21 protein-coding genes are annotated in these 25107 nt (G+C 41.6%); 11 read left to right on the forward strand and 10 right to left on the reverse strand.

The genetic code is table 11. The annotated features are described in order from the left end of the window. Positions 1 to 11: 11 nt before the first annotated feature. From J3L16_RS02265 to J3L16_RS02280, 4 genes are all read right to left on the reverse strand, one after another. On the reverse strand, positions 12 to 3143 hold the full coding sequence (locus tag J3L16_RS02265; protein ID WP_207611265.1) for an efflux RND transporter permease subunit: 3132 nt from the start codon (positions 3141 to 3143) through the stop codon (positions 12 to 14). Then, positions 3140 to 4687: an efflux RND transporter periplasmic adaptor subunit gene (locus tag J3L16_RS02270; RefSeq protein WP_207611266.1), complete on the reverse strand. Its 1548-nt coding sequence runs from the start codon at positions 4685 to 4687 to the stop codon at positions 3140 to 3142. Before J3L16_RS02270 ends, J3L16_RS02265 begins: the two co-directional genes overlap by 4 nt. Continuing rightward, a complete protein-coding gene (locus J3L16_RS02275; protein ID WP_207611267.1) occupies positions 4687 to 6129 on the reverse strand; it encodes a TolC family protein in 1443 nt (480 codons plus the stop codon). Before J3L16_RS02275 ends, J3L16_RS02270 begins: the two co-directional genes overlap by 1 nt. Positions 6130 to 6271: 142 nt before the next feature. Then, the gene (locus J3L16_RS02280) at positions 6272 to 6625 is read right to left on the reverse strand and encodes a hypothetical protein (RefSeq protein WP_207611268.1); all 354 of its coding nucleotides are present in this window, start codon (positions 6623 to 6625) and stop codon (positions 6272 to 6274) included. Between the two features lie 186 nt (positions 6626 to 6811). On the opposite strand from J3L16_RS02280, the gene J3L16_RS02285 reads away from it, so the two are divergent. The 4 genes from J3L16_RS02285 (at position 6812) to J3L16_RS02300 (ending at position 10804) form a co-directional block, all read left to right on the forward strand. Continuing rightward, a complete protein-coding gene (locus tag J3L16_RS02285) occupies positions 6812 to 7726 on the forward strand; it encodes an acyltransferase (RefSeq protein ID WP_207611269.1) in 915 nt (304 codons plus the stop codon). A 3-nt stretch (positions 7727 to 7729) separates the two neighbouring features. After that, entirely contained in the window at positions 7730 to 9028 is a 1299-nt protein-coding gene (locus J3L16_RS02290) for a mechanosensitive ion channel family protein (RefSeq protein ID WP_242698619.1), read from the forward strand. 157 nt (positions 9029 to 9185) lie between these two features. Continuing rightward, the gene (locus J3L16_RS02295) at positions 9186 to 9977 is read left to right on the forward strand and encodes a DUF2884 family protein (RefSeq protein ID WP_207611270.1); all 792 of its coding nucleotides are present in this window, start codon (positions 9186 to 9188) and stop codon (positions 9975 to 9977) included. Beyond that, complete coding sequence (locus J3L16_RS02300) at positions 9977 to 10804, forward strand: NAD(P)H-binding protein (protein WP_207611271.1); 828 nt, start codon at positions 9977 to 9979, stop codon at positions 10802 to 10804. The genes J3L16_RS02295 and J3L16_RS02300 overlap by 1 nt, the downstream gene beginning before the upstream one ends. Before the next feature lie 28 nt (positions 10805 to 10832). On the opposite strand, the gene J3L16_RS02305 is transcribed toward J3L16_RS02300, so the two are convergent. From J3L16_RS02305 to J3L16_RS02315, 3 genes are all read right to left on the reverse strand, one after another. After that, on the reverse strand, positions 10833 to 12254 hold the full coding sequence (locus tag J3L16_RS02305; protein ID WP_207611272.1) for a sodium-dependent transporter: 1422 nt from the start codon (positions 12252 to 12254) through the stop codon (positions 10833 to 10835). 106 nt (positions 12255 to 12360) lie between these two features. Beyond that, a complete protein-coding gene (locus tag J3L16_RS02310; RefSeq protein WP_207611273.1) occupies positions 12361 to 13086 on the reverse strand; it encodes an SDR family NAD(P)-dependent oxidoreductase in 726 nt (241 codons plus the stop codon). After that, the gene (locus J3L16_RS02315) at positions 13083 to 13481 is read right to left on the reverse strand and encodes a DUF393 domain-containing protein (protein WP_207611274.1); all 399 of its coding nucleotides are present in this window, start codon (positions 13479 to 13481) and stop codon (positions 13083 to 13085) included. The genes J3L16_RS02310 and J3L16_RS02315 overlap by 4 nt, the downstream gene beginning before the upstream one ends. 146 nt (positions 13482 to 13627) lie before the next feature. On the opposite strand from J3L16_RS02315, the gene msrA reads away from it, so the two are divergent. Next, complete coding sequence (gene msrA, locus J3L16_RS02320) at positions 13628 to 14164, forward strand: peptide-methionine (S)-S-oxide reductase MsrA (protein WP_207611275.1); 537 nt, start codon at positions 13628 to 13630, stop codon at positions 14162 to 14164. Here the strand turns inward: msrA and J3L16_RS02325 are convergent. Continuing rightward, entirely contained in the window at positions 14156 to 15295 is a 1140-nt protein-coding gene (locus J3L16_RS02325; RefSeq protein WP_207611276.1) for an esterase-like activity of phytase family protein, read from the reverse strand. The two genes, msrA and J3L16_RS02325, sit on opposite strands and share 9 nt — an antisense overlap. Positions 15296 to 15371: 76 nt before the next feature. Between J3L16_RS02325 and J3L16_RS02330 the strand changes: the two genes are divergently transcribed. From J3L16_RS02330 to J3L16_RS02350, 5 genes are all read left to right on the forward strand, one after another. Continuing rightward, the gene (locus tag J3L16_RS02330; RefSeq protein ID WP_207611277.1) at positions 15372 to 17237 is read left to right on the forward strand and encodes an alkaline phosphatase family protein; all 1866 of its coding nucleotides are present in this window, start codon (positions 15372 to 15374) and stop codon (positions 17235 to 17237) included. Between the two features lie 195 nt (positions 17238 to 17432). Beyond that, positions 17433 to 20588, forward strand: a complete 3156-nt coding sequence (locus J3L16_RS02335; protein ID WP_242698620.1) for a S41 family peptidase — start codon at positions 17433 to 17435, stop codon at positions 20586 to 20588. Positions 20589 to 20779: 191 nt separating this feature from the next. Further along, positions 20780 to 21316, forward strand: coding sequence for a flavodoxin FldB (gene fldB, locus J3L16_RS02340; protein ID WP_207611279.1), 537 nt, complete (start codon positions 20780 to 20782; stop codon positions 21314 to 21316). Then, entirely contained in the window at positions 21313 to 22092 is a 780-nt protein-coding gene (locus J3L16_RS02345) for a CLCA_X family protein (protein ID WP_347564631.1), read from the forward strand. Before fldB ends, J3L16_RS02345 begins: the two co-directional genes overlap by 4 nt. A gap of 141 nt (positions 22093 to 22233) precedes the next feature. Beyond that, positions 22234 to 22641, forward strand: a complete 408-nt coding sequence (locus J3L16_RS02350) for a biopolymer transporter ExbD (protein WP_207611280.1) — start codon at positions 22234 to 22236, stop codon at positions 22639 to 22641. 38 nt (positions 22642 to 22679) lie between these two features. Here J3L16_RS02350 and J3L16_RS02355 read toward each other — a convergent pair whose 3' ends face one another. Together J3L16_RS02355 and J3L16_RS02360 are read right to left on the reverse strand one after the other, a co-directional pair. Further along, positions 22680 to 23189 carry a YgjV family protein gene (locus tag J3L16_RS02355; RefSeq protein ID WP_207611281.1) on the reverse strand — a complete coding sequence of 170 codons (510 nt, stop codon included), beginning with the start codon at positions 23187 to 23189 and terminating at the stop codon, positions 22680 to 22682. 24 nt (positions 23190 to 23213) lie between these two features. Beyond that, on the reverse strand, positions 23214 to 23933 hold the full coding sequence (locus tag J3L16_RS02360) for a methyltransferase (protein ID WP_207611282.1): 720 nt from the start codon (positions 23931 to 23933) through the stop codon (positions 23214 to 23216). Positions 23934 to 24117: 184 nt separating this feature from the next. Between J3L16_RS02360 and J3L16_RS02365 the strand changes: the two genes are divergently transcribed. Beyond that, entirely contained in the window at positions 24118 to 25104 is a 987-nt protein-coding gene (locus J3L16_RS02365) for a serine/threonine dehydratase (protein WP_207611283.1), read from the forward strand. The last annotated feature ends 3 nt before the right edge of the window (positions 25105 to 25107 follow it).

Below are 25107 nucleotides of genomic sequence, written 5' to 3' on the forward strand. Positions count from 1 at the left end.
CGCACACATGTTTAGATATTCGTTTTATTTTTAGAGCCAGAACGCCATAAATAAAACGCGGCAGGTATTACAAACAAGGTTAAAAGAACAGCACTCAACATTCCCCCAACCATAGGCGCTGCAATCCGGCTCATCACTTCCGAGCCCGTTCCTGAACCAAATAAAATGGGCAATAACCCCACGATAATCGCCGCAGCAGTCATCATTACAGGACGAATACGCAGACCCGCCCCACGTTCAATGGCCTTAATCAAATGGGCGTTAGTCAAAGGTACATTCTTTGTTTTATGGTCATGCAATAATTCATCGTAGGCTTTATTCAAATACACCAGCATGATCACGCCAATTTCTACCGCAACTCCAGCTAAAGCAATAAAGCCAACACCTACTGCCACAGAAAAATGGAAATCGGCTAGATAAATTAACCAAACACTACCAACCATAGCGAACGGCAGTGTCCCCATAATAATGGCAACTTCAAAAAAACGTTTAAAATTCAAATACAATAAAATGACAATAATGCACAACGTCAGCGGAATAACATACGCCAACTTAGCTTTAGCCCGCTGCATATACTCATACTGCCCTGCCCAAGTGATCGAATATCCAACGGGTAACACGATATTGTCGCTCACAACCTGCTGTGCGCGTTCAACATAGGTTCCAACATCAATATCTTCTATATCAATTAACGACCAACCGTTCAGTCGTGCATTTTCTGATTTAATCCCGTTGGGACCATCTTCAACATACACATAGGCAAGATCACCTAAGGAAATTCGCTGCCCAGTAGGAGTGACAATAGGCAACACAGATAATTGCTCTGGCGAATTACGATAATCTTGCGGATAACGTAAATTCACAGGGTAGCGCTCTAAACCTTCTACAGCTTGGGTAACATTAACACCGCCAATGGCAGTGGCGATCACTTGTTGTACGTCACTGATATTGAGCCCGTAACGAGCAGCCTCTTCCCGCTGAATATCTATATTGATGTACCTGCCCCCGCTCACTCTTTCAGAATAAACCGAAGCGGTACCGGGCACATCCCTTAAAATCACTTCTAATTGTTGACCTATCTTCTGTATCGTCGATAAATCAGGCCCCGCTATCTTTATGCCTACCGGTGTTTTTATTCCTGTTGCTAGCATATCAATACGGGTTTTTATGGGCATCACCCAAGTATTCGTCACACCAGGGAAGCGTATTAATTCGTCGAGCTCTTTTCGCAAGCTTTCAGAACTCACGCCCGGTCTCCATTGTTCTTTAGGTTTAAGTTGAATAAAGGTTTCAATCATAGTTAAAGGCGCAGGGTCCGTTGCGGTTTCTGCTCTACCCACTTTGCCTAACACGGTTTTCACCTCAGGAAGGGTTCGGATTAGCTTGTCGGTTTGTTGAAGTAACTGCCTTGCTTGTCCTATTGAAATACCTGAGTAAGTGGTTGGCATGTACATTAAGTCGCCTTCATCAAGGGGGGGAATGAATTCACTGCCTATTTTGTTGATTGGGTACATACCCAGACAAAGTACAATTAACGCTGACACTAAGGTGGTTTTTGGAAAACGCAAAACCCTTTGTAGCAGAGGCATATAAACAAAGGTTAACAAACGATTTATTGGGTTTTTATGTTCGGGTAGTACTTTACCGCGGATGAAATAGCCCATTAACACAGGCACCAATGTTACCGCCAGCGCGGCAGATGCGGCCATTGCATAGGTTTTAGTAAACGCCAGAGGTGCAAACATTCGGCCTTCTTGGGCTTCTAACGTAAAAATAGGCAGAAAACTCACCGTAATAATTAGTAAGCTAAAAAATAATGCAGGCCCCACTTCACTGGCTGATTGTGTAACCAATTGCCACCGATTTTCTTTAGTTAAGGGCATAGCCTCCATATGCTTGTGCATGTTTTCTATCATCACTATAGCACCGTCAATCATAGCGCCAATCGCAATCGCTATGCCGCCTAGAGACATAATATTTGCGTTAAGCCCTTGTATCGACATTATGATAAAGGCTACGAAAATTCCCACAGGTAAACTAATGATTGCTACTAAAGATGAGCGTACATGAAATAAGAACACCACACACACCAGTGCGACAACCGCAAACTCTTCTAGAAGCTTATGAACTAAGTTACTAACTGCATTTTCGATTAACCTAGAACGGTCATAAACGGGCACAATTTCGACGCCTTTTGGTAACCCTTTTTTCAATTCTTCAAGCTTTTGCTTTACCCCTTCAATAACCTGTTGCGCATTTTCGCCATAGCGCATCACAATAATACCCCCAACAGTTTCGCCCTCACCATTAAGCTCAGCTACACCGCGACGCATTTGAGGACCGGTAACAATCTCTGCGACGTCTTTGAGCCTTAAAGGGACTCCATTTTTATTAGTGCCCAATGGGATTTGGGCCAAGTCATCAATACTTTCAATATAGCCAGTAACACGAACCATATATTCGGCCTCGGCCATTTCAATTACCGATGCGCCAATTTCTTGATTGCCCCGTTGCATGGCATTTTGAATGTGAGATAACGGAATATTAAAAGCACGCAAACGCTCAGGGTCCACTTGCACTTGATATTGTTTAACTACCCCTCCTAATGGCGCAACTTCAGAAACACCGTCAACTGTTTGCAATTCATATTTTAAAAACCAATCTTGAAGGCTTCGCAATTGACTTAAGTCATGTTGTCCCGTTTTATCAGTTAAAGCATACAAGTAAACCCAACCTACGCCTGACGCGTCTGGCCCAAGCTGCGGCACAACATTATTGGGTAATTGAGGCGAGACTTGATTGAGGTATTCCAACACCCTCGAACGAGCCCAATAGATATCGGTCTCTTCATTAAAAATCACATACACATAAGAATCACCAAAAAATGAAAAACCTCTTACTGTTACCGCTCCGGGCACCGAAAGCATGGCACTGCTAATAGGGTAAGTCACTTGATCTTCTATAACTTGAGGGGCTTGACCGGGGTAGCTGGTTTTTATGATAACTTGTACGTCTGATAAATCAGGTAAGGCATCTACTGGCGTGTGTTTAATTGAGTACAGGCCAGCGATAACGATGGCAATAGTGGCGAATAATACAAGAAAACGATGGCCCACAGACCAACGAATAACCGATACAATCATAATGCCGACTCCATTGTATCAGCAGCCATAACCTTAGTTTTGTTCACAGGTTCGATATGGCTTAACGTTAAAATTCCGCTGTGAATCTGTATGGTGAAATTGACCTTCATCCCCACTTTCAAATTAGTTAGATTTACGCCTTTAGCTACGCTGAAATCAAGAACTTGTGCAGGCCTGTTCCATTTTTCTATTGCGTCAGTGTGGATCGTGATCAGGGGGGCTGCTGTCTTATCTTTCATTGAACTCTGCCCCATGCTGTGTTTAGAAACAGGTATATCAGTGATGGTTTTGATAACGCCAGATGCATGAGCTGAACGCACTACATTTGCGTGAGACATGCGTTGAAAATCAGATGATTTACTGGATTCAGAGTCTAATAAAAATTGTGCCGAAGTCACTACTTCTTCGCCTTGCTCCAATCCATATAAGATTTCAGCATGATTGCTGTTGTACCTGCCAACAATAACTTCAATAGATTTAAACTGCCCATCACCTAAAGCTAAAACAACACGATCTTGAAACCCTGTCCTAATCACAGCTTCTTTTGGGATCACTAAGGCTTTTTCGTCTCGACGAGAATGAAGGGTTACATCAGCAAACATGTTCGGTCTTAGCTCGCCAGCTCCGTTGTTAAAACGCAGCCTCACTTTTAAGGTGCGAGTGTGCATATCAAGAGTAGGATAAAGATAATCAACCTTTCCTCTCCACGTTTTTCTAGGCCCAGAACTGAGGGTCATAGTAACGTCATCACCTACACCCACCTGTTGAGTTTGTTGCTCAAAGAGTTCCGCATTCACCCAAACCGTAGATAAATCGGCAATGGACATCAGCTCATCGCTGAGATTAGCGTAAAAGCCTTCTCTGATATTTAACGCCTTAACGATCCCGCTTTGAGGCGAGAAAAACGTAACGTTTTGCATCAATTGCTTAGTGGTTTTTAACTGTTTAAGTGCCGTTTCAGGTAGTTGTAAGGCCCTTAGACGGTTTTCCGCAGCTTTGATTAATGGCGTGTTTTTACGCTCTAAAGCGAGTAACAACTCTTCTTGGGCATTCACCAGTTCAGGAGAGTAAATGGTATATAAAGGGTCTCCTTTGCTCACTAAGTTACCTTGCGCTTTAACATGCAAGGTTTCTATCCACCCCGTTACCCTTGGATGAATATGGACTATTTTTTCTTCATCATAGCCAACATACCCTACTGTTGTGATGTCAGTATTAAACCTTTGAAAGCCAACCTTCGCAGTGCGTACACCTATGTTATTAACAACGTCTGGCGATATACGAATAGTGCCTTTATCATCCTGAGCGTCTTGATGACTATTGCCATAAACAGGTACTAAATCCATTCCCATAGGGGATTTTCCAGGTTCATCTTTGCGAAAATCAGGGTCCATCGGCGCAACCCAATAAAGCGGTTCGTTTTCCATTGTCGGTTTATAAGTTGAGCTGTCAGCGTGCTCTGGCGTAAAAACACAATAAGCGACAAAAGAAATCGCTATACCAAACGCAGTCCCAAATAAAATAAACTTAATAGTGTTACTCATTACAATTCTCCAGAAGTCGAAACCTGATTGGGCTTCTTCGAAATTGTGTCCGACAAATACACAGAACTCGGTGTATAACCATCAACAAATAGATAATTCAATTCAAGGTGTAGCTTTTGCTCTTCTACCTGAATGGTTAATTGGTCAATCTCTGCGTGTAAAACGGCAATATGGGCTTTTACAGCTTCAGAAAAAGAACTGCTTTCATTGGTATAGGCCGTTAACAAGGTTTGTGCGTGTTCTCGCAATTGCGGCAGTAGCTGGTTTTCGTAACGCAACTTTCTTCTTTTTAAACGCTGCAAGCGGCCTTTCGCACTGGAGAAAGAACCTAAAAACTCTCGCATTATTAGGTATTTTTCAACTTTAATAGATTCTGAATAAGCAATGGCCGATTGAACGTCTTTGTCTTGTTTATTTTCAGTAAACAAGGGAAGATCAAAAGAGACACCCACAGAAAGTAGATCTGCTCGGTTTCTTCCAAGCAAATCATCTCTTCTGTGACCATAGCTGGCTTTTAACTCCCACTCAGGCTTATATTTTTGCCTAGCCAGCTCAACGCCCAATACAGTGGCATTCACTTTCTTATCGATGGCAATCACCCCGGGATGACGTTCAAAATGGCGAATAAGTTTTTCTGGCTCAGCCCAGTCATTGTCATTAACTACAGCGCAATTGAGTAAAGGAACAAGAGGAAGATTTTCGCTTAACGTCATGTTGTGAAACTGGTTCGAACTTACACTCAAATTTTCAGTTTCACTGTCCCCTGTTGGCAAATATGCCAACCATTGTAACAACTGCCCTTCATAACCTTGTTTGTGTTGCACGAGTTGATCTAAGCGGTCTTCCAAACGCGTTAGCTCTATTTGCGCGCCAACAATATCTTGTTGACGGCTATTCGTTAACGCCGAGCCATAGCTTTTTTCTGAAACAGAAATGAGCTGCTCAAACAAAGGCTCATGCTTCTCAATTAATTTGATTGTGTTTTGTACTCGATATAAGTCTAACCACAATTTGCCTACAGTAACCGCGACCTTAGCTTGTCGGTCTTTACGTTGAAATGGAAACCCTTGGCTTTGCGCTTGCAATTGCTGGCTCTTTAATTTTAATGAACGGCCTCTAGGAAGAACTTGTGCCACTCCCACTTTTGTTTGCGTCATCCCTTCTTGATTAAAGTCAAAACCGTCTGTGGGGTTGTTAATAAAATCGATTGACACTTTAGGGTCAGGTAAAGTGTTTGCAGAAACACTTTTTAATTCAATAGAACGTTGTTCGTGCTCATTACCTGACAGCCAAGGGTCATTTTGCTGCGCAATACGTATGGTGTTATCAAACGTCATGGCTATTTGATTCGTTGGCAGTGAAGAACCATTGACATAAAAACTGAAAAATAAGGTCACTAAGAGTAAAACGCACTTTTTACTCTTTATTTGAAAGAAAAACATAACCCCTCCAATAGGGATAACAAGGAATCGCAAACGAACTAAGTACTCTATAAAGCGTATAAAAATACGCGAACGAGTTACCTAATTAACACAGTATAAAAATAAATAAATGCACCAAAATTTGGGCGCAAAAATACTGTAATCAGCTAATAATTGGAGGCTTATAAAGGGAGTTGAGAGACGGGTTTTGTACCCTGTTAAGGGTAAAACTTAGCTTTAGAGACGAATTGCTAAACGCTTTATTTTCTAACGGAGTAGACATAAAAACAAAGAAGCTAATGCAACACAAACTAGAACAGTTACAACATGAACTGCTTGAGTCGCTTTCTTCTTTAGACATATCACAGTTTGGCATATCTGCATGAACATCTAAGGCTTGAGCCGCCACTGACATGCTCATCATTTTGTACGACATAACGTTAGACGCAATTGCCTGACTTACAAAAGAGAAGCAAATAATGAAAACTAAAACTGTTTTAGATACGCGCTTATGCATAGCCAGCCTTTCGTCAAGTGAATTTCAATAATACTACAAAAAAAGCAAATGCTACTAATTTAATTCATTACGTCTTTTAATGAGGCTCATCGACTTTAACCTTTCATTAAAATGCCCCTTCATGAACGGGTGGCAATGTAAGCGGTATCGTATACAATATCGCTCTTTAACTCATGAAGGAATTAGATGTTCAACGCTTTATTTCGCCCTATCATTGGCTCGTTATCGGTTATTTTTTATCTCCTAAACACCGTATTCTGGGTTATACCTATTGTTTTGCTTTCTTTTATCAAAGTGATCCCTTGGCAAGCATGGCAACGACTCATCTCATACCCTTTAGATGCCTGTGCGACAAATTGGATTAGTGTAAATAGTGCTATTCAAGCACTTTTCAGCCGTACAGAAATAGAGGTATCCGGGCTAGAAGAACTCACATTAGATGATTGGTATCTCGTTATTTCAAATCATCAGTCTTGGGTAGATATCCTCGTACTTCAGCGCATTTTTAATCGTAAAATTCCTTTTTTAAAGTTCTTCCTTAAGCAAGAATTAATTTGGGTGCCTTTTTTAGGCATCGCCTGGTGGGCATTAGATTTTCCATTTATGCGCCGTTACAGTAAATCCTATTTAGCGAAAAACCCTCATATGAAGGGCAAAGATATGGAAACGACGCGAAAAGCCTGCGAAAAATTCAGAACCAAACCAGTTAGTGTAATGAACTTTGTAGAAGGCACGCGTTTTGATGAACAAAAAAAGAAAAAACAAAACTCTGCTTTCGAACACCTACTTCGCCCTAAGGCTGGGGGAATTGCATTTGTATTATCTGCCATGGGTGAACAACTCAACAAAGTTGTTGATGTGACTATTTATTACCCTGAAGGTGTTCCCACATTTTGGGACTTTGCATGCGGCCGCGTCAACAATGTACAAGTCAAGGTTAGCACCCATTCTATCGCTACCTTATTCGAGGAAAAAATCTTTAGCATGGACTATTTCACCGATTCAAAACAGCGTGCTCGGTTCCATACTTGGTTAAATTCAGTTTGGGTTGATAAGAACGAACAACTCAAGCTTATGCATCAACCCTCTGGAGACAAGTAGAAAATGGACGACAGTACTCACCCTGTTCAACAAGTAAGCTCATTGCTAAAAGAATGGGTGGATACGGGTCTATCGGTTTTAGGTATCAATAACAACCCTGAAAGTACAATGTACCTAACCGTTGTAACGGCTATTTTGTTTATTATGGCTGGTATATCTCTAATTGGGGTTCGCTTAATTCTAAATAAAACCACTACAAAGTGGCTATTGGGCCGCCTTAAAAATTGGGATCAATCACTGCACTCCCACAAGGTGTTTAGCCGTTTTGCCCATTTAATGCCGGCTATTATTATCTCCGTTGGCACCTATTCACTATTTTCACCAGAAACCGCTCTTTACTCATTTCTGATGGGCTTGTCTAAGCTTTACATGTTGGCAGTAGGCCTAAGTGTAATTTATGCCATCTTCAATACCATTGAGCATTTATATTCCTTATCTAATTTAGCGGAAAAAGCCTCCATTACAGGATTTATTCAAATTGGGAAACTGCTCTTTTCAATCGTAACTTTACTGTTTTGCATTTCAATACTCATAGGAAAAAGTCCGCTTCTGCTTTTATCCGGACTAACTGCCGTTGCCGCCGTTTTACTACTTATATTCAGAGACACCATTTTAGGTTTTGTGTCGGGTATTCAAATTGCCGCTAATCAAATGTTCAATACTGGTGACTGGATCGTCATGGAAAAGTTTGGCGTCGATGGTGAAATTATCGAAATAGGTTTAACCAACGCCAAAGTACAAAATTGGGATAACACAATTTCGACCTTGCCAACCTATGCATTGACCAACGAAGCGGTAAAAAATTGGCGAGGCATGAACGAGTCAGGAGGAAGACGCATAAAGCGTTCAATTTACCTTGATATTCATTGTGTTCGTTTATGTGATGAAGACATGCTAGCTACACTATCAAAAATAAAATACATCACGCCTTACATAGAAAAAAAACGTCAAGAATTAGCCCAGTACCACTGTGACAACCACATTGATCAACAAGACTTGCTAAATAGCCGTCAACTCACCAACATTGGTACATTCAGGGCCTACCTTGAATCTTATTTAATACACCACCCAATGATAAATACCGACATGACAACTATGGTAAGGCACCGCGCCCCCTCTGAGTTGGGTATTCCGCTAGAAATTTATTGCTTTAGCTGCGATAAGCGCTGGATCGAGTACGAAAAAATACAAGCTGATATTTTTGACCACATTATGGCCATGCTCCCCGTGTTTCAGTTGAGGGCGTATCAACGAGATGCTGATTTGATTCGTTCAAAGCATACTAGTAATCAATTTAACTAATTTTTTGCTAGAGTAACTAACGCAGTGTGGTTAATTTCACTTACTGACAAACTAAAAACAGATAAAACATATAATAATCAATTGGTTAAAGAGTTGGCATAAGAGCTGCTGTTATCAATTCAACGTTCATCTACTTCAACATTACTAGGAACACGTTATGAGAACACGTTTTACTCTGCTGATATCATCACTATTACTATCAGCTAACTTTTCCGCTCTTGCAGCAGTAGAAATAGATTCACAATGTAACGTCACACTTGATGGAAACCTGCATATTCTAGACAAGAAGATCACCATAAACACAGAAGAACAAGATACTATTGTTATTGATGCACAAAACACTATTTCAGTAAACGGTACGCAGCTTTCCTTAAACCCATCGCAGCAAAAGCATGTTTCCAATTATGCCAATGCTATCAATTCCGCCGTTCCATTAACCGTTGAGATCGCCGATGACGGTGTTGCCATTGCCAATGATGCCATTACCCAAGTGTTGGGGAGTTTGTTTGGTAACGATGATGAGATTGTAACTGAAACCCAAGATTTAGTGAGCGATTTACATAGTCATATCAATGAGCACTTCCATGATGATAATGGTGCCTTTGTTATTACTGGCTCAGATATCAGTAGCGATGGCTGGGTAAACAGTCAGTGGGAAGAAAACTTTGAGCAGAAAGTGGATGGCATCCTTACTCAGGCATTAGGAAAACTGACTTTAAAATTAGGCACACTTTTCATTTCAGGCGATAAAGAAGCCTCAGAAACATTATCCAAACTGGAAAATTTTGAAGCCGATATGGAAGCCGTCATTGAAGAAAAAGCCGCCTTGCTAGAAGAAAAATCCATTGCGTTGTGCGAACTTTTAAAACAAGCAGACACTGCTGAAAACGCCTTGCAAAGCACTTCAGTTGACTTGGCAAACCTTAATATTCTGTACATTAAAAAATAATGACAAAAAACCTTTTACTTTGTGGTTGTGGCTGGTTGGGTTACCAGCTACTTTCCCCCGCCATTAGCCAAAGAATACAGGTTTACGCAACCCGCCGTAACAAGCAAAAAATTAACGACTTAAATAAAAAAGGTGCCACAGCATGTCACTATGAACTCGGTGGTACATTTCCAGTGAGTCTCGTGCCTAATTGTGAAGATACAACGGCAATAATCATGCTGCCGCCAGGTCGAAAAAATGGCAATATCGAGCAATGGGAAACCAATATATTAGCCTTAATATCTGAGCTTATTGACGCCAATATTGCCCATATCATTTTCATTAGTAGCACATCTGTCTATGGCGATAGCCACAATGGGGAAATAACAGAAGCCTCTTCATTGTGCCCTGAAACTACATCCGCGAAAGCCCATGTGAAAGTCGAGCTTTACTTACAACAGCACTATCAAGACAATGTATCCATTGTACGTCTTGCAGGGCTCATTGGGCCTGACAGACACCCAATTAAAAGCCTTAGTGGCAGAGCATTAACCGCGCCCAACAAAATAACCAACCTAGTCCATAGCCACGATGTGGTAGCTGGGCTACTAGCCTTAGTCAACTTAGGTCCAACTCGCCTTCCACTTCTTTTTTGTAGCACCAGCCATCCTCAGAGAAAAGCCTACTACGACCAAAGCGCCAACGCATTTAACCTAGTGCCGGCAAGCTTTTCACCTGATAGTGATGATTTAGAAGATATAGGAAAGAGAGTTAACGGGGAAAAATCTTGGGCAATGTTGGGGCTAACCCCAACTTACCCATCGCCTTACGACATGTTACCTAAATAACCTGAATCCTGTTTAAGAAACGCCAATTCTAACCAATCAAGGTTACACCAAAGTACTTCGCTGCCACCGTATTGATAAATATCACCAATAGGATAACTGGAATAAAAGTACCTACCGAGAAATTAACGTATTTCGCAAACCATCCATTCCCATACTCTTGTGCACCTTCCGACAAAGCTGCACTAAAATTCGCCTTTTTCCATCGGTAAATTACAAAAATACAAATTAGGAAACCATTTAAAGGTAGAATAGTGTCGTAAAAAATATCGATCACTAAGTCGAAAAAGCTCTTGTCTGCTCCGGCATAATGGGTAAATGCGCTAAAGAAATCACTCATCCCAAACGACACCGCACTCATCGAACCTAGCACAACAAGTAGCACACCCATTAGTACTAAGGCCTTTTTACGCTTCATGTTTTTTTCGTCCATCAAAGCCGCCACCGGCACTTCGAATATAGACACAATAGACGTAATTGCAGCAAAGAAAATCAACAAAAAGAATGAGCTTGCAACAATACTGGCCCCGATATAGCCAATACTAGCTTGTAGTGCTAAAAATATTTTAGGCAGGAAAGTAAACAACATTCCAATAGACGATTCACTTAATTGAGAAGGGTCAGTGTCTGGATTAAACGAGAAAATCGCTGGCAATATCATCAAGCCTGCGGCAAACGCCACTGCGGTATCCATTAAAGCGACCATTTTTGCTGAACCCGGTAAATCTGATCGGCTATCAATATAACTACCATAAGTGATCATAATCCCCATTCCCAACGAAAGCGAGAAGAAGGCTTGTGACAGTGCGCCGTTAATCACATTGCCATTTATTTTTGAAAAATCAGGGATCAAGTAATACTTAACGCCAGCCATTGCGTTGTCTCGAGTCAGAACAAAAATGACCAATAAAACCAGCATAAAAAACAATGCGGGCATTAGTACTTTCGCCGCTTTTTCTATGCCTTCCTTCACTCCGCCTTGAAGGATCAGATAAATAACACCTAAAACAATGGCCATATAAGCAAACAGAACAGGAGACTGAATAAAACTACCGAAGGTTTCAGGGTTAGCGAGCGCGTCTAAGTTCCCCATTACCGATTGAACTAAATAACCGAATATCCAAACCGTAATGACCAAATAAAATACGGCAATCATAAAAGGAGTAATAATGGAAAGCCATCCAGCAAGTTTCCAATGCTTTGCATTTCCAGTCATTGAGCTATAAGCCCCTAAAGGGTCTTTTTTGGCGAACCTGCCTACACTCATTTCCGCCATCATCACAGGCAAACAAATTGCAAATACGAAAATAGCGTACATCAGCAAAAATGCACCACCACCATTTTTTGCAGCCCCGACCGGAAAACCAACGAGATTACCAATACCTACCGCAGATCCAGCCGCCGCTAAAACGAATCCGAGCCGAGACCCAAACTGCTCTCTATTGCCACTCATAACACACCTTCTGTCTATTTATTATTATATTAATTATTTTGATTCGAGTTTATCAGTGCCTATGAGAATTGTCTTTAGCTTAGCCCAATTAGTGGTCTTATATTTACTACCAAGAAACGGGTTTATTGTCCCAATCCAGAAAATAAGGGCCTTCTTCTACATTTATTTCAGTTAAAATAGTGCATAAGCGAGCCGCGGTATACTCTGCGGAGAACAACTTTTCGGGTTTAACATTGGCTTGAAATGGCTTAGATAAGTTTGAATCAACAGTACCAGGATGATAACTAACAAAAGCAGTATGCTTTGTACGTCGACGATATTCGATGCTTGCGGTTTTCATTATCATGTTCAACGCGGCCTTTGATGCTCGATAACCGTACCAGCCTCCCATGCGGTTATCTTCAATACTGCCAACCCGAGCGGATAGAAAACACACTATGGATTTTTGGGTATTCATATATTTAACCAAGTGCTTTATCCATATACTGGGCACTATGGTATTAATATGGAAATAGGCCTGCATTTGAGCCGTGATAATATCTTCTAGTTTTTTTTCTGGCATCACAGGTGTGCCGTTATACTCTCCGTGTAGCAATCCCATAGCGCCAATAACCAAATCAAATTGAACATCCTGTGACTTCAACCATTTTAAAACGTCAGCATCAACATCCGAGTTTAGCGTCGAATGAATTACATTGGCTTGTGAGAAATCAAGCTGGGATCTGGATACCGCATAAACAGTTGCTGATGGGTAAAAATTAGCAAACTGCGAGACCAAAGCCTGGCCTATCCCTCCACCAGCACCAATAACTAAAACCGCTTTGACCGTCATAGGTTTTCCTTACACTGCGAGCAGCGAGGTTTACCTGTTAGCCAATAAGATAAGGTGTTGCGATGACGAGCAAATACGTTATACGCTCTATCAGCAATCGGTTTTACAATGGGCCAACGCAGTGGCGCATATATCCAACCTTGTCCCACTAAGCGCCAAGCGTGGTAGGTTACGTCGAGGCCCGTTATCAAGTCTCCTGTATTGGTTAACCCGTGGATACGAGCGTACAATTTTTGAAAATTTAATTCTGGGTATCGTTCGTCAAAATCACTATCATTGATATCTTCAAATACGATATTGTTCAATGTATTACGTTTACTCAAATGACGCATCTCAATCATACAAAGTGGACAGTAGCTATCGTAAAACACCGTTAGTTTAGTTACTTTTGTCATGGGGCACTGTTAACTGTGTTAACTCAAATTGGCTGATAACCTTAGTTACGCTAAAAAATTCAACTCGGATGACTTGAGAATAAGTTAAAGTGGTCATACTTATTCAATATTGAAATAACCTTATTATGAATAGTGAGTGAGATTAAATGTCTAAATTAGAAAGCGCAACCCTAGCTGGCGGGTGTTTTTGGTGCATTGAAAGTGCATTTAATAAGCTGCACGGCGTTGTCTCTGCAAAAAGTGCTTATGCCGGAGGCGAAGTAGACAATCCCACATACAAACAAGTGTGCTCGGGCACAACAGGTCATGCTGAAGTTGTGCGTGTGGAATACGACCCTGAACTTATGACTTACAGAGATGTATTAGAAATATTCTTTGCACTACATGACCCAACTCAATTAAATCGTCAAGGCAACGATATTGGTACCCAGTATCGAAGTGCGATTTTCTTCCATGATGAAGCTCAAAAACAATCTGCAGAAGCCATTATTGCTGAGATGACTGCTGACAACACATGGCCAGAACCTATTGTCACTGAAGTCGTTGCGTTAAATAACTATTACGAAGCAGAGGATTATCACCAAGAATACTTTGATAATAATCCTGAAAATCAATATTGCGCTATGGTCGTTGGACCTAAATTAGCCAAATTCAAAAAGAATTTCGCGAGCAGGTTAAAGTAGCCATTCCTTAGGAATTGGCGTGGAAAACAACACTGGCGCCATCGCATTATAGTGCTCAGCATTATCTGGGCACTGAATATTTTTAAGGTAATTCCGCTTCCAAGGGTCGTTAACTAACCATAGCGTATGGTCAATTACTGCAATCCCTTCAATAGACGCATTGTCCATTATTTCAGTGTCACCACACTCACTGTTACCCATGATTTCAACCGCGAAATTAAATTCCACTCGTTTCGCTGGCTTATTTCCTTGTTCGTCAATAATCCATATTTCATTATCGTTTCTAGCGGCAGCGATAAGCACGCCAGGTTGACCATTTGGTGCATAGCGAGTTAGGGCATTTATAGGATGGTTACCTTCTAAAAAGGTCGGCAACTGTAAATTGGGTTCACTTACTTCTGCAAATTCTGAGGTTGCCCAAAACTCATCGTTGAGCTGTACACTAAAAATTCTAGCTTTACCTTGCTTGTCTTTTTCTAAACCTAAATAAAGTAACTTTTCTGGCGTAATTGCCATACCTTCGATACCGTCGTTAGGGAAATTACCTACACCGAATTCGGTATCAAATTTAAGCGCTCTAGCGTGCGTCATAGTAGCCCGTCCCGACTCACTTTGCTCTACTCTAACTAAAACCGTAGGGTAATCCGTAGAGCCACTATTTTCGTATTTTTTCTGACATCGCGGAGATAACGCGCCGCTGCGAGTGGCATCTTCAGTAACCGTGTAAAACACATTGTCATTTTCTGGATCAACAACCAGAGCTTCTAAATCAGGTTGCCCGGAAAGGTAATTCACAAAGCAACTTCTTCTCACTCTTGATGACATTGCCATAACCGCAGGCTTTGGTTGTAACTGTGCCGTTGTTGGATTTACAACGTGAATTCGTCTTCTTTGCGTTTCATGAGCGCTACCATCAGATATACTCAATAGTTGCTCTCTCCACACTGCCAGTCCAGACGTTTGCGGATCGATCATGACACTGCCATCAGCTTCAGTTATCCATTTCCCAACCAAAGTTGCAGGTGAATTCGTACTGGATGAGGCGGTAACTGATTCACTGCTTTCTACTGAACGACCACAGCCAGAAGTCAGCCCAATGACTAACACCACTGCAATAGTTATATGCTTCATACTTGCTATCCTAAAATTGTAAACCTTTGTGAGCGCGATATTGCCAAAAGCCTAAGTCAGTGTTTATAGTATACCAATGCAAGAAAAAATACCCCTTCCCAGTCTATTAGCCGGCCCAATTTTACGACGAGTTGACGCTAAAAACATGAGTGTATGGTTAGTAACCAGCAGCGCTCAAACATTAAATTTATCTGTTTCTGACGGAAATAGTCCTGTTGAAGGAACAACTGACCAAAAGAGTGTTCAAATTGGCCTTCATGCTCATATTCAGTTGTTGAGCTTTATTCCTGAACAGAAAATTACCGCCAATCACGAGTATCACTACGATGTTCTCACTACAGATAGGTCTTCATTGTGCAGCGAAGCCTATCTACATTATGATGAAAAACCACTGCATTTTCGATGGCAGCAACACTTGACTCACGTTGCCCATGGGTCGTGCCGAAAACCCCACTACCCAGGCGATGATGCGCTTGTAGCACTCGATGCACAATTTACCCGTGCCGATGGGATCGAAAACGAGTTTCGGCCCGATGTATTATTGCTATCTGGCGATCAAGTTTATGTCGATGATGTTGCCGGCCCCATGCTGAATGCTATTCATCAAGTTATCGATATGCTTGGCTTATATGAAGAGTCTCTTGAAGGTGCCACCCTGTCTTGTTCATCTGAATTGAAACACAAACAAGACTTGCTCTATAAACGGGAAACCTTGCTGCCGAAATTTGAGCACAACGACACTCTACTCGATACGTTTTTTGGTGCAAAAGAGAAACCCATTTTCACTTCGGTCAATGCCAAAAACCATTTAATATCCTTGGCAGAAATGCTCGCCATGTACTTGCTCGTTTGGTCTCCAAAATGTTGGGATTTCGTCAATTTAAGCAACGATATTCAGGAGCAAAAACACCATCTATTATTCAACCAAGAACTCGAACAGATAAACCATTTTAAGCAAGGCTTACCAAAAGTTCAGCGAGTGCTTGCTCACATTCCAACCTATATGATTTTTGATGATCACGACGTCACCGACGATTGGAATTTGACTCGGGGCTGGGAAGAAATTGTCTATGGGCATCCATTTTCAAAAAGAGTCATTGGCAATGCTCTTATCGCCTATTGGTTGTGCCAAGGATGGGGAAACGAACCCGAAAAATTTGAGTCTATTTATACCAATGCGGATAAAGTATTCGAGCCGCAACTACCTAAACAAAATCAGTTAATAGACCAACTACTAAGCTGGGAGAACTGGTGTTTTTGCTTAGATACCGAACCCTTTGTGTATGTAATGGATAGTAGAACACGGCGATGGCGTTCTGAATCAAACAAAAATAAACCCTCGGGTTTACTCGATTGGGAAGCCTTGTGTGAGTTCCAAAACACAATAATGAACAAACAACGGGTTATAGTTGTAAGTCCAGCGCCCATATTTGGGGTGAAACTAATTGAAGCTATTCAAAAAGTATTTACGTTTTTTGGCAAGGCTCTCACTGTGGATGCAGAAAACTGGATGGCGCACAAAGGGACCGCCAATGTCATGCTAAACATATTTAAGCATACTCACACGCCACCCCAATTCATTATTCTGTCCGGTGATGTGCACTATAATTTTGTTTATGACATCAGTATAAAACACAGACGAAACTCCCCCAACATTGTCCAGTTCACCGCAAGTGGTATTAAAAATGAATTCCCAGCAACCTTGTTGGCCATTTTAGATAAAATAAACCAATTGCTATACGCAAGTCGCTCACCACTAAACTGGTTTACTAAGCGCCGTAGGATGAAAATCAAAACACGCAGGCCAAATACAAACAATAAACGCTCCCTGCTAAATACGCCAGCTATTGGCGTAGTGAAAATATCCTCGCACAGCGACCAAGTCAGCTGCGAGCTTTTAACTGCCAAAGGCGAGTGTATTCGCTTCGAACAAGAGCAGTAGCGGACTATTTTAACAACGAAGTGGATATCAACTCTAAATTCAGCAGTTTTATCGAATATTCATGTTACTAAATAACATGAAGTGCAATAGTTTTAGCTCCTAAAAATTATAAAGTTCCATACATACGACATGAAAAAACTCAGTATTTTTAGCTTACTCCTGTTAAGCAAATACAGTCTCGCAGCACCATTAATTATGCAGCCAGAAATCAGCCCTGATGGTAATAACATTGCCTTTTCCTATCAAGGGGATATTTGGAAAGTAAACGCTTCTGGAGGACGAGCAGATCGGCTAACCATTCACGAAGGTTACGAAAGCTCTCCCAAATGGAATGCTGACGCATCAAAAATTGCTTTTTCAAGTGACCGTTATGGAAATAATGATGTTTTTGTAATGGCTGAGTCAGGCGGACAACCCACCCGACTTACTTACCATTCGGCAAACGATACTGTTCTAGGGTTTCAAAACGACCATGTTCTGTTTAATAGTCGTCGTTTATACGCTCAAGTAGAGCGTGAACCCGAAGTATTAACTGTTTCAGCCAATGCAACAGCAACAGAATCTCGCTTTATGGACGCATTAGGCTTTGACGCAACGGTTTCTCCCGACGGGAGTATGATAGCTTTCGTCAGAGGCACAGCAAGAACGTCAAGAGAAGATTACCGTGGCCCTGCTAACCGCAACATTTGGATTTACTCAGTAAAAGATAAGAGTTACAAACAACTTACTAAACACGAAGGCGCCGATATTAGTCCTCATTGGGTTGATAACAATACCTTGTATTACCTTTCGCCTAAAAGTGGCAAATACAACGTCCATAAAATCACCTTAAAAGGCAAAGACAAGCAGCTCACTAGCGAAAAAGAATTTGGTATTACGCACTTCAGTACTACAACCAGTGGTGATGCCATTGTCTACCAAGCTGGCGACAAAATAGTGAAGATGACACCGTCAAACGGCGCTTATGTTCCCGTTGATATTAATGTAGCAAGTGACTTCCGATTTGACCCTCAAATCGCTAAAAAAGTGACTAACGATCTCGACGAGTACGCGGTATCTCCCAACGGTAAGCTCTCAGCTTACGTAGTAAGAGGCGATATTTATGTTACTCGAAACGACAAAGAAGACAGCCGAAGTGTACGTTTAACCCAAGGAGCCTCCAGAGACAGAGACCCAGTATGGTTAAATGACCATACCCTAGTATTTGCCTCGGACAAAACAGGCAATAACGATTTATACACGTTAACGTCTGCCGACCCAGATCAACCAGACCTGTTTAAGTCCCTCAAACATCTAACCAAAGCTATCACCACAACGCCAGAAGACGAACGTTCTCCGGTCATTTCGCCCAACAGTGAACACATCGCCTACACCCTAGGTAGAGGCAAACTGGTGTCAGCGAATATTTCAGAAACCGGAGAGATAACATCGCCTCAGCAATTGCTTGATGGCTGGGATACGCCATCGGGAATAAGCTGGTCTCCAGACAGCCGCTGGTTAGCGTATTCTTTATCTGACTTAAACTTCAACGAAGAAGTTTATATTCACGCAGCAGATAATAGTTCTGAGCCTGTGAATATTAGTATGCATCCCAAATACGATAGAAACCCGGTATGGAGCCCGGATGGCAGCAAATTAGGATTTACGTCTATGCGCAATAATGGCGACATGGACATTTGGTTTGTATGGCTAACTAACAAAGACTATCAACGTTCAAAAGAACAATGGCGTCGTTTAGCCAAAGAAGATACCAACAGCGAGAAAAAAACGAAGAACAAAGATAAAGATGACAATAAAGCCGAAAGCAGCGAAGAAAAAAGCGCAGACATTGTCGTAAATATAGATTTTGACGGAATTTATAAACGTTTAGAACAAGTAACTCGATACGCAGGTAACGAACTTGATCCCTTGTTCTCTGAAGACGGTGAAACCGTTTATTTCACATCGGGAAGAGCGGGTCGTCAAAATTACGAAGCTGAGCGTAATCTTTACAAAATAAAGTGGGATGGTGAAGATAAAAAAGCCATTATCAGTGGTGACAAGGAGCCGCAAAACCTCTCACTAGCTGACAATGGAAAATACATATATTCCCTCACCAAAGGTGGAACATTAACGCGAGTCATCACCAAAAGTGATAAAGTAGAAAACATCAAAACCGTATCCCAACAAAAAATTGATCGCATTGCTGAATACGACCAAATTTTTGAAGACGCGTGGCGAGCTCTAGATGCAGGCTTTTACGACCCTGAATTTCACAACAATGATTGGAGTGCACTGAAAGCTCAATACAAGCCACTCGCGCTCTCTGCGTCCACCAAAGAAGATTTTCAAACCGTCTTTAACCTTATGCTAGGACAGCTTAACGCCAGCCATATGGGGTTATTCAGAGGAGAAAACCCTAAACAAACCCAACGCCAGCGCACAGGTTTACTGGGTATTGAAGGGCAACAGGTAGACTCAGGATTTAAAATCACATCCATTTTGCCAAACAGTCCTGCGGACCGAGAAGAAAGTCAGCTGGCGGTCGGTGATATCATTACTCATATCAACCAAGAAGCCGTTGCAGAAGCTAACATATATGCACATCTAAACGGGCAAATCGACACGCCTGTGCTGTTAACCGTAAATCAATCCAATACAAACGACGTAACCTCGTCTGATATTGTTATTTGGCCAACCGCTAGTCTAAATGCCGAAAACTACGACCACTGGGTTGAGACACGTCGTGGGCTTACTGACAAGTATTCTAAAGGCAAGTTAGGTTATTTACATATCCGCGGTATGAACTGGACCAGCTTTGAGCGTTTTGAACGAGAACTAATGGCCGTGGGTCACGGTAAAGAAGGCATTGTAATAGACGTGCGTTACAATGGTGGCGGTTGGACAACCGATTACCTTATGGCTGTGCTAAATGTGAAGCAGCACGCTTACACTATTCCTCGTGGCGCAACAGATGATATAGAAAAAAATCATAAGAAGTTTGAAGATTTTTATCCTTATTCTGAACGGTTACCTCTTTCAGCTTGGACAAAACCTTCTATTGCCATGAGTAACGAAAATAGTTACTCCAATGCAGAAATCTTTTCCCATGCGTACCAGTCTTTGGGGTTAGGTAAAGTTGTAGGCAGGCCAACCTTTGGTGCCGTTATCAGTACCGGCGCATATCAACTTGTCGATGGCTCAATTGTTAGAATGCCATTTAGAGGTTGGTGGGTTAAAAAGACAAATAAAAACATGGAATTAGGACCAGCAGTGCCTGACATAGAAGTGTTCAATCCACCCGCTTACAAAGCACAGGGTATCGACCCTCAACTCGAGCGTTCGGTGAAGGAACTGCTTAAATCACTTTAACACTAAAGTGGTAAACTAAGGGTGAGCAAGGCAAACAGTGCGCTTTGCTCACATTTATCACTGGAAAAACCCGCCACACATCGTACAATTCTCCACACTGTTTATTTTTAATATCCTGTTCTTAATTTGGAAGTCTGCTGTAATAGCTCGATATCCAAAAAATAAGACTATAAGTGTGAATAGATAACTTAATGAGTGATTCAGAATTTTCCATTGGCCTGTTTTTTGGCTCAACCACTTGCTACACAGAAATGGCCGCCGAAAAAATTCAAGCCAGACTTAACAGCCTGTTCGACGCAGATATAGTGACAATGCACAATATTGAATCGGAAAGCTTAAGTAAAACCGCCCATTACGACATGGTGATTTTTGGTATATCCACTTGGGATTTTGGCGAGCTACAAGAAGATTGGGAAAGCCACTGGGGTGAAGTGCACGGATTAGCATTAAAAGGCAAAACAGTGGCTCTGTTTGCTTTAGGCGACCAAGCTGGATACGCCGAATGGTTTCAAGATGCCCTTGGTATGTTGCACGACGCACTTATTCCTACAGAATGTAACATCATTGGCTATTGGCCAAATCAAGGTTACGATTTTAATGAATCCAAGGCGTTAACCGAAGACAAACAATATTTTGTGGGTCTGTCTCTAGATGACGAAAATCAATACGACCTTACAGACCAACGTATCGCTGATTGGTGCGACCAATTGCTAACCGAAATGACGTGAATCAACCTCGGCTCACTAAACCCTACTACCGCAACGGTCCATCCCATAGAGATGGCGCTGATGTGTCATTTTCTGACATTCGAAAAATGTTCAACTTTCCCTCAATACAAATTGGGAAATGGGTAACCAAACAAGAACAACAAATAGCGGCAAATTTGTTTTTCGATGCGCTCTGTGACCTTTGCGATATATTAAAAGTGAACACGGAAGTTATCTCTTTGCGAGGCACTCTTCACTTAGCGTTTGGCGTGGGCGGTAATAAAAACTCTAGTGCTCACTACGATGTATCTCGCCATCGCTTATCTCTGGCTAAAAATGCCGGAGGTGGAGCACTCGCACATGAATGGTTTCACGCCTTTGATCACTATATCTATTCTCGTATGTTTTTGCCTAGTCAAGGTTTTAGTTTTGCCAGTGAAGCTTGGTTGCACAACCAAAACGTCAATTCACATCCATTAAATCAACTTTTATCTAAAAGTTTCGAAGCTCTTTTTCTTAACGACGATGGCGAAGATATAAATCAGTTTGTTGACGCCAGTGTACGTGCAGATAAAGCCATGAAAATGCACTACTTCGCTCTGCCTCAAGAAATGGCCGCTCGGGCGTTTGAAGCGTGTATTCAAGATCACTGGCTAAAAAATGCGTTTTTAGTGCAAGGCACAAAACAAACAACCGAGGCAAAAGTGGGTTTATACCCAAATGGTACTCACTTAAAACGCGTATCGAGTGCTCTCTTCGCTTATTTTAATGCGCTAGGTTCGGTTATGGAAAAATGACGTTTTTGCATTAAGTTAAAACATTATCAATAAAATAATAGACAAAGCCTTATTTTTTTTTAACAATGAGAATATCGTATCGGTGCAGAGTAATTATTGTGCGCCAAGTTAGTGAAGTATATAAAAGGCAAAGAGTCTGAAATGAAAAGAAAAAAGCATACTAGTGGCGATGACGAGGCTCAAGTTGACATGACGCCAATGTTGGACATTGTGTTCATCATGTTGATTTTCTTTATCGTAACAACGTCATTCGTTAAAGAAAAAGGTCTTGGCGTTAATCGTCCAGAAGACAACCAAAATCAAAACCAAAATCCGTCACAAGCGCTTTCTATTCGAATTGATGCCGATGGTGTAATTCAGATGAATGGGCGTGAAGTGGATATTCGCCGTGTAATTGCAAACGTACAAACTTATTTAGCAAATACACCAACAACATCAGCGGCAATTCAAGCTCACGAAGATACAGAGCACGGCATTGTTGTCGAAGTAATGAACCAAGCGAAAATAGCAGGTATCGAACAAGTATCGGTTCTGGTTAAAAAAGACTAATAGTTTATTTGAAATAATGAAAAACCGATTGAACATATTCAATCGGTTTTTTTATGTCTGTAATCTTGTTTCAGTTTTATAAAAATACTCACCAAATTACTGATGTTGAAAATACTACCAAATATACTGCCAACTAAAATGGCGTAAGTCAGCCCTAATAATTCCGCCAAAATAAACCACTGCCGAATACGTGTCGCGCTTTTTAGAACAAAACTACCTATGGTGAAAACTAATGACGACGTATAGGCGATAGCAATTATCCAAGCGTGCTGTAACGCAAACCACTCGTAGAATAAAAAGCCCAGATTAACTGCTACAAAGAGCAATACAACTTCACTTCTTCGGTACCGTAAGGCAACGATATTTCTCAGTGACGCTAAACCACATCCAATCCCTGCTGCCATTGCTCCCAAAAGGAAAAAGTGAGTACTTACAACCGCCAAAGCAACAGCAGATATAATTCGATATCGGTTCATATCATTTTGTCGATATCCGATAAAGTTAATGACCAACGCCAGTGCACCTAGTGCCTCAGCAAAAATTCCCATAAAAACAGCACGCCCTAGGTTAAATTAAAAACGTAAATAAAAGTCTTGGCACAGGTGTTTAAACCCAGATGTATAGTCAGCTTTATCCTGAATAATCAAATTTTCCTTGTTCGAAACACTCCCCACTTCAACATTTGAAAATTCTAGCAAGGTTAAATAGGGTGTTGTATTAGGTTTACTTTGCACATCTTGATACCGCTCCAAATGCCAATGATACGCCAATGCACTATCAACAACCTGCTTAAACAACGAATGTGGATACATTACGACTAATCTTGCGCGACTATTGGCAACACGCTGACAAACCTTAAACAGATCGTCATATGAAAAGCTCTGCTGGTGCCTTGCTAAGCGTCGAGCGCTTTCCATACCAGCATTCATATCACTCTTTTCTTCAGCAAAATAGGGAGGGTTAGCAATAATGAAATCATACCCTCTATCTCCTCTTACTAATAAACCGGCATCTAGATGTTCGGCTTTGCCCTTTTTTTCCCAAGGGCTAATTGCTATATTTTTTTGCGTCTGTACGACCGCGCCTTCGTCTATGTCTATTGCATGAACACGTGCCGTAGCCACAGATTTTTGTAACATCATTAACGTCAATATTCCGCTACCACAACCAAGATCCAGAATATTTATGGCGTCATTCGGCTGCGCCCAGCTTCCCAGCATCAATGCATCCGTCGATACTTTCATCCCACATTCAGTATCATCGATAAAGAACTGTTTACAACGAAATCCCATGGTTTTTCAATTGTCCTTTGAAATTTCACCGCTTTATAACATAGTTGAAATAAAACATCGAAGGCGAGTAGCGTGTAAAGCAACCCGAATAAATAGCATTCCAGCTAACAATACCGGTTTAGTATTTACCATGGAGATTAATGTCGGGTAAACTGCATATCAAACCAACACTACGCGACGTACCATGATTACCCTTAGCGATATTTACGATGCCGCCGATCGCATTGCGCCTCACATACAAAAAACCCCCATTTACAGTTCGTCCATTCTCAACGCACTGCTAAAACAAAATATCTACTTTAAATGCGAATGCTTGCAAAAAACCGGTGCATTCAAAATTAGAGGCGCGGCGAGTTACATTGTAAAAGCTAAAGCGAATAATCCATCTCTTAAACACATAGTCGCCAATAGTTCAGGCAACCATGCTCAAGCTGTTGCTTATATCGCTAATAAACTTCAGCTTACTTCGACTATTTACGCAAATAACACTATATCGCCTATTAAGGCAGCGGCAACTCAATCTTATGGGGCGACATTAAAAACCTTTAATTCGAGACCAGAAGCTGACGCTGCAGTTGAAGCGGCAAGTAAGCAACCAGACACATTGTGGGTTCCTCCGTTCAATCACCCAGATGTAATAGCCGGACAAGGCACGGTAGCACTCGACGCGATAAACGAATTGGGTACTGATATTGATGCGGTATTTGCCCCTTGCGGTGGCGGCGGCTTGCTATCAGGGACCCAAGTGGTTACTCATGGGTTAATTCCAAACGCCAAAGTCATAGGGGCGGAACCTCACAATGCAAACGATGCACTCCGCTCTTTGCAGTCTGGAGAAATTGTTAGCTTAACATCAACGCCTAATACCTTAGCTGATGGCGCAGCGACTCCGGCTATCGGCGAGCACACATTTCCACACCTAAAAAAATTAGATGGGTTTGTGGATGTTACTGAAACCCGTATTGCTTATTGGACTCAATGGTTGCAACACCTTTTAAAAATACATGTAGAGCCAACAAGTGCAATGAGTATGGAAGCCGTATTCCAATGGGCTAAATCAGCACCAAAAAATAGCCGCGCACTGGTGTTATTATCAGGCGGAAATATTAGCCATACGACTATGGCTAATATTTGGCAACAAGACCACTTATCTGAACTACCATCACTTTAACAA

The organism is Alteromonas sp. 5E99-2, from assembly GCF_017368475.1.
Taxonomy (GTDB): domain Bacteria; phylum Pseudomonadota; class Gammaproteobacteria; order Enterobacterales; family Alteromonadaceae; genus Alteromonas_F.